Below are 10966 nucleotides of genomic sequence, written 5' to 3'. Positions count from 1 at the left end.
CGTGAATACCAGGCAGATCCGCTGGGGGCATTGGCGCGACATTTTGGCTGGCAGTTTTTATCGTATTGTTATGGCACAGTGACAGCGTTTGGTGGGGGTTTTGTCAATGAAATAAGTTTTGGATTAATGGACTTTAGTTACGATGACAAGCATAAGTTAGCGCATTATGCAGGTTTAATTGCAGCGAATGTGCTAGGGGGAATACCGAAAGCGGGGTTAAGTGCCACCGTCAGAGGTGGCAAGGCAATGGCAAAGGTGGCATTGCCAAGGGTGATTAAGGAAAGTGGGACGGTTGCGAGGAAGGTAAGTAGTGGTGCTGAAAACGTAAACGCGCAATCAGCTCTTAGAGCGAAATTATCTGGACTAGAGAAAGCACAGCAAAATGCAGCTACTACACGGCAATTACCAGATGGGCGCGTTCGTTATTACACCCAGGAAGTTCCTGCTAGAACGGAAGGTCCAACTCGAGGTGCTTCTTTTGTTACCGAGCATAACCCCCAAAATGGAAACGTAAGGCAGTGGATGGAAAGTTACGATCATGCAGGGAGTGTGAACAGGGTGCACCCCAAGTCAATTAATGGCCAAACCGTTAATTCTCAACATTATCCTCCAGTTACTAGGGAGTTAGGGTTATGACGTTTACTGCAAAAGAACTAAGTAGTGTGTTGCAGGCTGAGCTGGATAAAGGATATGACGTCGTAAGAATCGCTCGCGTTGCATTCCAGCTTTATCAAGATCATGGAGTTGGGTTGGCTCCTGATCTTGATGAGATACTACTCCAGCTGATGGCTATGGAGGAAGGTCCCGAGTTTGAGTATTCTGTTGAAGAACTTAGGAAGCTTGCCCAGGATTTACAAAATAAGCAATAAAGGTCTTATGATTTCAATTTTTCCGCTCTTTCTTAGGCGCGTAAATGTCAGTTGCACTACCCTCAAATACCTCTGTTGCCATCATTAGCGTTTCTGACAAAGTTGGATGGGGATGGATGGTTAAAGAAATATCTTCCGCATCACAACCCATTTCAATGGCTAGGGTCGCTTCTGCAATTAACTCGCCTGCATTTGGTCCAACAATACCTGCACCAATAATGACGTGATTTTCATCATAAAGCACTTTAGTCAAACCTTCATTTCGACCAATACTCAATGAACGACCACTTGCTGCCCAAGGGAATACTCCCTTGTCGTATTTGATTCCTTTTTCATTGGCTTCTTTTTCTGTGACCCCAACCCACGCCACTTCTGGGTCAGTGTATGCTACAGCTGGAATACATTTTGGCTCAAAATAATGCTTATAACCTGCTATAACCTCCGCAGCAATACGCCCTTCTGGGACAGCTTTGTGCGCAAGCATCGGTTGTCCCACAACATCACCAATGGCAAAAATATGTGGAACATTAGTTCTAAGTTGGTTATCAACTTTAATAAAGCCACGCTCATCAACATTAACACCCGCTTTTTCTGCATCGATCAGTTTACCATTTGGTGTACGTCCAACTGCTAATAAAATACGGTCAAACCTCTCATTTTCGCGTGGTTTGTCACCTTCCATTGACACATAAAGACCATCATCTTTTGCTTCGACCTTGGTCACTTTCGTTTTCAAACGAATGTCATACCGTTTAGACATCATCTTTTCATAAGGCTTCACAATATCTTTATCTGCCGTTCCCATAAGTTGATCCATAAATTCAACTACCGTGATTTCAGAACCAAGCTCGCTATAAACTTGTGCCATTTCAAGTCCAATAATGCCCCCACCAATGACGAGCATTTTTTTAGGAACTTCTTTCATTTGAAGTGCACCCGTTGAATCAATAATACGAGGATCCTCAGGAATAAATGGTAACTTAATAGAGCTTGACCCCACGGCAATAATCGCATTGTCAAAAGCGATGGTTTTAACACCCTCTTTCGTTTCAACAGCAATTTCATTACTTGAAGTGAACTTGCCATAGCCTTCCACAATGTCAACTTTACGTTGCTTAGCTAACCCTTTTAAGCCACCTGTTAGTTGGCTTACGATCTTGTCTTTATAACCCAAGATTTTATCTTTATTGAAAGTCAAGTTGTCAAAGCTGATTAAGCCATCTTTTTCCAGGTGACGCGCTTCATTGATCACTTTAGCAACATGCAAAAGTGCTTTTGAAGGAATACAACCGACATTTAAACACACCCCACCAATCGAATCATAACGCTCAACAAGCACGACTTTTTTACCTAAATCTGCTGCACGAAATGCTGCACTATAACCACCAGGACCACTACCTAAAACAACTAATTCTGTTTTTATATCACTCATCTTTTTTACCTTAATTTATTTTCTTACAAAAGCATTTCTCTTAAATCTGCCAGAATTGCACAGTAACGCGTTAAAAACTGAGCTGCTAATGCGCCATCAATTACTCTATGATCAGTCGATAACGACAATGGCAACATGGTTCTTGGGATAAACTCTGTACCATTCCACACAGGTTTTATGGCTGATTTTGACACACCCATAATCGCCACTTCAGGCATATTAATAATTGGCGTAAATGCAGTTGTACCAAGTATACCTAGGCTTGATATGGTAAAGGTTGCCCCTTGCATATCATCTGGTTTTAATTTACCTTCACGCCCCTTTTTCACTAAGTCCATGATTTCGCGTGAGATCTCAAAAATACCTTTCTGATCGGCATTTTTGATCACAGGTACAACCAAGCCTTTTGGGGTATCAGTGGCAAAACCAATATGATAATATTTCTTCACAATCAAGCCTTCGCCATCGTTTGATAATGAACTATTAAAGCGTGGGTATTCTTGTAATGCTGTTGCAGCTGCTTTGATTAAAAACGAAAGTGGTGTAACTTTGACCCCTGCTTTTTCTGCTGCTGTTTTTTTTGCATTTCTAAATGCTTCTAAATCAGTAATATCTGCATCGTCATAAAAGGTCACATGCGGGATTTTAACCCAATTGCGTGCAAGATTCTTGGCGCTGAGTTTATTAATACGTGATAACGCTTCGACTTCTATTTCACCAAATTTTGCAAAATCCACCTGGGGATCAGGTAATAAGTCTAAACCGCCCCCACTGGATACTTGACCAGTTTGTAAGGATTGCACTGCTTTTTTAATATAGTTATCACAGTCTTCTTTCGTGATGCGTCCTTTTCTACCAGTCGCAATGACACGTGATAAATCAATCCCCAAAATACGTGCTAATCTGCGAACCGCAGGGGAGGCATGTGCATTGGTATTGGGAACTTTAGATACAATAGCAGCTTGTTCAACGACTGGGCTTTTTACCACCTCTTCAACTTGCGCGGCTTTAGATATCTTATTTTCAGTTGCAACTTGACCTTGTGACACAAGAAGAGTGAGCACCAAGTCTCCTTTAGAAACTTTATCACCGACTGTAATTTTGACATCAACGACTTTGCCTGTGTAAGGTGATGGGATTTCCATTGAGGCTTTATCGGTTTCAAGTGTAGCCAATGAATCTTCTTCTTTGATTTCATCACCTGGCTTAACATTCACCTCAATGACATCCACATCTTTATAATCACCAATATCTGGTACTTTTATCTCAAGCATTTGCGCAGCTGCAATTTGCTGTTGTGAACCTTGCTCAACCGCACTTTGAGTGAGGATGGTTGATGAGGCTGTTTCATTTGTATTTACAGCATCTGTTTCAACCAAAAGAACTAATGAACTCTCAGACACTTTATCACCTACTTTGACACTCACTTCTTTTACCGTACCAGAAAAAGGTGCAGGTACCTCCATTGAGGCTTTGTCTGTTTCCAAGGTGATCAATGAGTCTTCTTCTTGAATGACATCACCTACTTTGACGTTGACCTCAATCACGTCAACATCTTTATAGTCACCAATATTGGGTACTGTGACTTGTTTAATTGCCATGAGTTTTTCCTTCTTCCGTCATTTATTTAATGATAAGCTGGATCGACACGATCTGGATCAATACCATATTTCTTAATTGCCTCTACTACCAATTTTTTGTCAATGGCACCTTCTCTTAACAAACCACTTAAAGCAGCAACGACCACATAATAACGATCTACCTCAAAGAAGTGACGTAAATTTGCACGTGAATCAGAGCGACCAAAGCCATCTGTTCCTAATGTAATGTAGTTAGTTGGCATAAACTCACGAAGCTGCTCGGTATATAACTTAATATAATCCGTTGACACCACTACAGGTCCTTTGCGATTTTGAAGGCATTTTTCAATATGTGTTTGCTTTTGCATGTGTTCCGGATGTAACAAGTTCCAACGTGCAACCTTACGACCATCACGATAAAGCTCATTGGCAGAGGTCATACTCCAAATATCGCTTGTAACACCAAAGTCTTGTTGCAATAGATTTGCTGCTGCTTCTACTTCGCGCAAAATCGTGCCTGATCCCATGAGCTGAATGTGTTTGTTGCCATTGACTTTTTCAGCTGCTTTTAATAAATACAAGCCTTTGATAATATCTTGCTCTACCCCCTCTGGCATCGCGCGGTGGGTATAATTCTCATTCATCAAAGTAATGTAGTAGAAAACTTCTTCTTGCTCGACATACATGCGTTTCATCCCACTCCACAGGATAACAGCAAGCTCATAAGCGTAAGTTGGATCATAAGTAACGCAAGATGGAATCAACCCTGCCTGGATGTGGCTATGACCATCTTCGTGTTGCAAACCTTCACCATTTAAAGTAGTACGCCCAGCAGTACCACCTAACAAAAAACCCTTTGCATGAGAATCAGCTGCCGCCCATGCCAAATCACCAATACGTTGGAAACCAAACATAGAATAATAAATATAAAATGGAATCATCGGAACACGATGAACACTATAAGAAGTAGCTGCGGCTAACCATGAACAAAAACCACCTGCTTCATTGATACCATCTTGAATGATTTGACCATCTTTAGACTCTCTATAGTACATTACTTGTGCTTTATCTTCTGGCACATATTGCTGCCCACGATGATTATAAATACCCAATTGACGGAATAAGCCTTCCATCCCAAAGGTACGTGACTCATCCACCATAATCGGGACTAAATGATCTTTTAGGTCTTTGTGACGGGTCAAGTTGACAAACATACGCACAAACGCTGTTGTCGTAGAGAAATCACGATCACCACTTGCTTCTAAAAATAGTTGAGCAAAATCTTGATAATGTGGAATTAACAACGGTGTGTTATTTTCAAATCGAGCAGGAGCATAACCACCTAATGCCTTACGTTGTGCATGCAAATACGCATGTTCTTTTGAACCTTCTTCAAACTTTAAAAAAGCCATTTGCTCAACTTGCTCATCTGTCGCTGGCACCTTAAAACGATCTCGAATATATTTTAAGGCTTCTGTGTCAAGCTTTTTGACATTATGTGCAATATTTTTTGACTCGCCCCACTCACCTAAACCATAACCTTTAATCGTCATCGGTAAAATAACAGTCGGTTTACCTGTATTATTGTTAACCGCTTTTTGATATGCTGCATAAACCTTAGTTGGATCGTGCCCACCACGCATTAAGTTTTGCACATCTTCATCACTGTAGCCTTTACCTATTTCTTCAAGCTCAGGATCACCACCAAAAATTGTTTGTCTTAAGTCTGCTCCACCATGAGAACTTGCAAACTGCATCTGACCATCGTTCATTTGTGCTAAGCGTTGTTGCAATTTACCATTTGTGTCCTTAGCAAATAGTGGTTCCCAGTTGCTTCCCCATAACACTTTAATTACATTCCAGCCAGCACCTTTAAAGATTTGTGCAAACTCCTCAACGATTTTGCCATTACCATCTACCAAACCATCAAGGCGCTGTAAATTACAATTGATCACAAAAATCAAATTATCCAAGCCTTCACGTACCGCACGATTAATTGCACCTAGTGATTCTGGTTCATCCATCTCACCATCACCACAAAATGCCCAAACTTTACGATTTTTTGTATCTGCCAGTTTACGTGCTTCAAGATATTTCATAAAACGCGCTTGATAGATTGCCTGCAAAGGTCCCAAGCCCATAGAAACAGTAGGAAATTGCCAATAAGTTGGTTGCAGATAAGGATGTGGATAGGATGACAAACCTTCCTCATCATTAAATGCTTGTTGTCGAAAGTTTTTTAATTGTGTCTCGGTTAAGCGACCTTCTAGATAAGAGCGCGCGTATATAACTGGGGTTGTATGACCTTGATAAAATACTAAATCCCCTGCTTGCTGCTCATTTGGTGCATGAAAAAAGTGATTAAATCCCACTTCATAAAGGGTAATAATAGATGCTCCAGAGCCAATATGTCCCCCTAAAGAACCATCTTTTTTATTAGCTTTTGCAACCATAACTGCTGCATTCCAGCGATTGAGATTCTCGATTTTGTTCTCGATTTCTAAATTTCCTGGATAGGCTGGTTGATCTTCTACCTTAATCGTATTCATAAATAAGATGCTTTGTGAAGGTCCGTAAGCACTCTCAATCCCAATTTGATTAGCGTGATCCAATAATCGATTCATTAAAAAGCTTGCGCGCTCTATTCCTTCACGCGCAACAACATCTTCAAAGGCTTCTAGCCACTCTTGTGTTTCTGTTACGTCAATATCGTGAAATCTTTCAGACATATTGCCTCCATAGACAGTTTCAAGTTAGAAATTTGACTTTCAAAAATGGGAATAATTATAAACGTAAGACCCATCAAAATATAGGCATATCAGCAATTAAGTAAAGTTTAGCTTGCGTTTTAGTACGCTTGAAAAACCCAAGCAATCAAGATATTGAAAAGTGTATCAGATTTAATACAAAGAGATACTGCTTTGAAACAGCATTTATCAAAAGATGCTGTTATAGTTTGGACATTGCATAAATCCTTGAGTAATCAAGGGGTGATTAACATTATTCTCTGCTAGGGTGATTCCCTCCCTCCTTTCCCCTCTCTAGCAGAGATAATTTGTATTGTAACTGTTCAAAAAATTCATCTTCAATCATGGGGAAAATCTCCAGATACCACCAACTCTTATGTGCAAATAACTGACATTTGACCGCATCTTTGTAGGTCATGATAACAATTGAAGATTCATTTTGTAAAAATAAAAAATCTTTTTTTGTATAGCTATAGTGATCAGGAAATATATGGCTATCAACAGTCAATCCAAGCTGTTGTATCGTCTTAAAAAATCTCTGTGGATTGCCAATCCCTGCAACCGCATGGCAGCTGTTACCAAACTCTATTTTAAATTGAGAAATAGATTTTTTCTCAGCTGTGAGCAAATTAACAAGGTAAATAGGTTTAAGTTGCATCTGATACAACTTTTTATGAGTTAGTTTCAGTGTGTGACTTACACCACCATTAAAAATAATTATATCAGCTGTTTCTAAGCGCTTAATTGGTTCACGCAAAGGTCCTGCTGGCAAGCATAAGCCATTACCAAACGTTCGCTTACCATCAACAACGATGATTTCAATATCTCTTGCAAAATAATAATGCTGTAAACCATCATCACTAATAATGACATCAACCTGAGCCAAATTGCTTTCAATAAACTTAAGCGCTTCAACACGTTTAGGGTCAACCACAATTGGCACATCTGGCAACAAGCGCTTAAGCATATATGGTTCATCGCCACATGATTTGGCTTGTGTTGTATCGTCAATCAAAAGTGGATATTGAGCTGCATGTCCACCATAACCACGTGTAACAATAGCGGGATTCATCCCTTGTTGCTGCAAAAAAGAACAAATTGCTTGCACCACTGGGGTTTTACCCGTACCACCTACGGTAATATTACCGACAACAATCACTGGTAATTTACTATGATAAGCTAGGCTTTGGATCTTATGTTTACGCAAAATGCTAACAAGCTGAAATAACCAAGAAAAAGGTCTTAACAGCTGGCACAATAATGTTTTTTTTGCTTGGTACCAATGCGCCTGAATATCCATTTATTAACCTCGATCACTTGATCATTTAGCTTAGCGATTGCTGGTATAACTGACGATATAAGCCATTTTCACTTTGTAGTAGTTCACTATGCTTGCCAATTTCGACGATTTCACCACCATCCATAACAACGATCTTATCAGCATGTTCAACAGTAGAAAGCCTATGTGCTACAACAAAAGTGGTACGATTTTTCATTAAATGCTCTAGGGCTTGCTGAACAATACGCTCAGATTCATTATCTAGCGCACTGGTTGCCTCATCTAAGATCAATACAGGTGCATCTTTTAATATTGCTCTTGCAATTGCGACTCGTTGGCGCTGTCCACCTGATAAACTTAAGCCATTTTGCCCAACCTCTGTATAGAGACCTTTTGGTAATTTTTTAATAAAATCCCAAGCATTTGCAGCTTTAGCTGCTGCTATAACTTCCTCTTCACTGACTTCACCTTCTCGACCATATGCAATATTATGAAATATCGTATCATCAAATAAATTAACATGTTGTGAAACTAATGAAATATGACTTCTTAAATTACATAAAGTTAGTGACTGCATATCCACATCATCTAATAAAATTTGACCTTTAGTTGGCTCATAAAAACGTGCTAACAGATTAACCATGGTCGTCTTGCCACCTCCTGAACGCCCAACTAAAGCAACCGTCTGACCTTTTTCAGCGATAAGGTTAACGTTTTTTAGTACCATTTGTTTTCCTTCAGGGTATTGAAAACTTACCGCTTTAAATTCAACTTCACCCTTCACATTTTCAAGCTTATTAGTCCCTCTATCTGCTTCAGGAGTATGATCTAAAATCTCAAAAATATCCTCTGTTGCGGCAATGGCTTTTTGAATTGTCGAGTTAACGTTAGTAAGGTTTTTAATCGGTTTTAAAATAGCCATCATCGATGCAAAAAATGATACAAATCCACCAGCATCTAACCAACCACCTTCTTTTAAACCATAAGTGGCAACGATAAATAAGATAATCGCAATAACAATCGCACCGATAAATTGAATAATCGGTGAGGACAACCCATCTAACATTAAAGTTTTAATTTGTTGGCGATAAGTATAACTTAAATTGTGATCAAACTTTTGCAGCTGGTATTGCTGACCACCAAAAATACGGATTTCTTTATAGTTGATCAATGATTCTTCTGCAACGTGTGTTACCGAGCCCATCGCCAATTGTGTATTGCGACTATAATGGCGGAATTTTTTACTAATCCAAGTAATAAAAACAGTTAAAAATGGCGCAACCACAATCACTGTAATCGATAATTGCCAGCTTGTTACCACCATCACAATAACTAATCCAATTACAAACGTTCCATCTTGAACTACGGTAATAATCGCTGAACCTGTTGCACTAGTCACTTGATCTACGTTATAAAGCATTTTAGATAATAGCTTTCCTGAAGAAGTTCTATCATAATAATGCGCTGGCAAATCCAAAAAACGTCGAAAAAGCTTTTTACGGAAACGATAGACAACGCTTGCTCCTAGTTTCCCCATGAAAAATGAAGATAGAAATGAACCAACTCCACGCAAGGTAAACAATAATAAAAATACCAAAGCAATGGTTTTCAAAAACTCGCCCCCAGTTGGTGTAAAACCTTCATTTAACAACGGTTTAATCAAATACATTGCATAAGCATCACAGCCAGAATATACAATACTACCAATCACAGAAATAATGAGTAAAGGCCACAATGAATGCACTTCCCATAACAACCTTCGATATAAACTATAGGTTTTCTTGTGCACATTTTCAGAAAGTTGCATATTAATTTTTGAGATCCAAAACACAAATTAGACAGAGTTTACCGAAATTTATTGATAACATAAAGCAATAAGCCAATTTGGATAAATAGAAATAAAATAACATGAAAACGTATTTAGTAGGTGGGGCAGTACGCGATAAGCTCTTAGGCCTCAAAGTAGAAGATCGTGACTGGCTTGTTGTCGATGGTTCAAGCCAAGAAATGTTAGATAAAGGATTTATTCAAGTTGGCAAACGATTCCCTGTTTTTTTACACCCTGAAACTTATGAAGAATATGCACTTGCCCGCACCGAAATAAAAGTAGATAAAGGCTATCAAGGATTTACTTTCAACACAGAAGATGTTCGTTTAGTCGATGATCTAAAGCGTCGAGATTTAACAATTAATGCAATGGCAATCGATGAAGATGGGTTGTTACACGATCCATTTAGGGGCAAAAAAGATATAGAAAGTAGAACACTTCGCCATGTCAGTAATGCGTTTTGTGAAGATCCCTTACGGGTGTTGCGCGTTGCACGTTTTGCTGCCAAATTTCACTACTTAGGTTTTACGATTGCACCTGCAACACAAACACTTATGCGTACAATTGTTGCCAATAATGAATTAGAAAGACTATCATCTGAACGCATTTATCAGGAATTTATTAAGGCTTTTTCAACACCAAACCCAGAAATCTTCATTCAAACTCTGCAAAATACTGGTGTCTTTAAACACATTGTTTCCCCTCTTGCAAAACTTTCATATAAAGATCTATCTCATATCATCCACGCTAAGACACAAAACTGTCAACAAACTGATATTTTGTTTGCCTTACTATTATTTCCACTTGCAAATGAAGTACTAATAAGCAAAGTTTTATCACAACTAAGAACTCCCAAAGTTACACAAATATTATGCTTAGAAACATATCGGTATCATCATTTTTTTAGCAATATTTATGCTTTTTCAGAACAAGAAATATTAAGAACTTTAAAAGCAGCTAACGCTTTACGCAATACACAAAGCTTTGATCTACTCATATATACATTTCAATATATTTATCATGAACACCCTCAAGCTTTAGCATCCATCACGCTTAGCCAGAATATCGTACGCGCACTCAAAGAGTATAATTATATCGCTGAAATTAAAGACTTAAAAAACAAAAAAACTATTGCAAAAGTAGTTGAAAAAACACAATTAACTATAATCCAGCAAGCAATAGAAAAAACCTAAGTTGATAGGATTATTGTTGATAGACCAGATAGATTGTG

General features: G+C 38.8%; 8 protein-coding genes. 3 read left to right on the top strand and 5 right to left on the bottom strand.

The window, feature by feature from the left end; all coding sequences use genetic code 11:
- On the top strand, window positions 1-636 hold a 636-nt coding region (locus tag DNJ77_RS08870), incomplete at its 5' end, for a hypothetical protein (protein ID WP_204723390.1).
- Window positions 633-869, top strand: a complete 237-nt coding sequence (locus DNJ77_RS08865; protein WP_116964633.1) for a hypothetical protein — start codon at window positions 633-635, stop codon at window positions 867-869. The genes DNJ77_RS08870 and DNJ77_RS08865, both read left to right, overlap by 4 nt.
- Window positions 870-882: 13 nt before the next feature.
- Here DNJ77_RS08865 and lpdA read toward each other — a convergent pair whose 3' ends face one another.
- The 5 genes from lpdA to msbA all read right to left on the bottom strand — a co-directional run bounded on the left by lpdA (window position 883) and on the right by msbA (window position 9714).
- Window positions 883-2301, bottom strand: a complete 1419-nt coding sequence (lpdA, locus tag DNJ77_RS08860) for a dihydrolipoyl dehydrogenase (protein WP_116964632.1) — start codon at window positions 2299-2301, stop codon at window positions 883-885.
- Between the two features lie 23 nt (window positions 2302-2324).
- On the bottom strand, window positions 2325-3902 hold the full coding sequence (gene aceF / locus DNJ77_RS08855) for a dihydrolipoyllysine-residue acetyltransferase (RefSeq protein WP_116964631.1): 1578 nt from the start codon (window positions 3900-3902) through the stop codon (window positions 2325-2327).
- 26 nt (window positions 3903-3928) lie between these two features.
- A complete protein-coding gene (gene aceE / locus DNJ77_RS08850) occupies window positions 3929-6610 on the bottom strand; it encodes a pyruvate dehydrogenase (acetyl-transferring), homodimeric type (RefSeq protein ID WP_116964630.1) in 2682 nt (893 codons plus the stop codon).
- Between the two features lie 271 nt (window positions 6611-6881).
- Window positions 6882-7928, bottom strand: coding sequence for a tetraacyldisaccharide 4'-kinase (lpxK, locus tag DNJ77_RS08845; RefSeq protein ID WP_116964629.1), 1047 nt, complete (start codon window positions 7926-7928; stop codon window positions 6882-6884).
- A 25-nt stretch (window positions 7929-7953) separates the two neighbouring features.
- The gene (gene msbA, locus DNJ77_RS08840) at window positions 7954-9714 is read right to left on the bottom strand and encodes a lipid A export permease/ATP-binding protein MsbA (protein ID WP_116964628.1); all 1761 of its coding nucleotides are present in this window, start codon (window positions 9712-9714) and stop codon (window positions 7954-7956) included.
- A 101-nt stretch (window positions 9715-9815) separates the two neighbouring features.
- Between msbA and DNJ77_RS10170 the strand changes: the two genes are divergently transcribed.
- Window positions 9816-10928 (top strand): tRNA nucleotidyltransferase/poly(A) polymerase-related protein, encoded by a 1113-nt coding sequence (locus tag DNJ77_RS10170; RefSeq protein ID WP_116964627.1) that lies wholly within the window; start codon window positions 9816-9818, stop codon window positions 10926-10928.
- Window positions 10929-10966 lie beyond the last annotated feature (38 nt).

It is taken from the genome of Fastidiosibacter lacustris, assembly GCF_003428155.1.
GTDB classification, from domain to species: Bacteria; Pseudomonadota; Gammaproteobacteria; order Francisellales; family Francisellaceae; genus Caedibacter; species Caedibacter lacustris.
This window is presented reverse-complemented; position numbering and strand designations above follow the sequence as displayed.

Excerpts from the sequence above, each read along its gene's own strand:
- DNJ77_RS08865 (WP_116964633.1), top strand. The coding sequence starts at position 633 with ATGACGTTTACTGCAAAAGAACTAAGTAGTGTGTTGCAGGCTGAGCTG.
- lpdA (WP_116964632.1), bottom strand. The coding sequence starts at position 2,301 with ATGAGTGATATAAAAACAGAATTAGTTGTTTTAGGTAGTGGTCCTGGT.
- aceF (WP_116964631.1), bottom strand. The coding sequence starts at position 3,902 with ATGGCAATTAAACAAGTCACAGTACCCAATATTGGTGACTATAAAGAT.
- aceE (WP_116964630.1), bottom strand. The coding sequence starts at position 6,610 with ATGTCTGAAAGATTTCACGATATTGACGTAACAGAAACACAAGAGTGG.
- lpxK (WP_116964629.1), bottom strand. The coding sequence starts at position 7,928 with ATGGATATTCAGGCGCATTGGTACCAAGCAAAAAAAACATTATTGTGC.
- msbA (WP_116964628.1), bottom strand. The coding sequence starts at position 9,714 with ATGCAACTTTCTGAAAATGTGCACAAGAAAACCTATAGTTTATATCGA.
- DNJ77_RS10170 (WP_116964627.1), top strand. The coding sequence starts at position 9,816 with ATGAAAACGTATTTAGTAGGTGGGGCAGTACGCGATAAGCTCTTAGGC.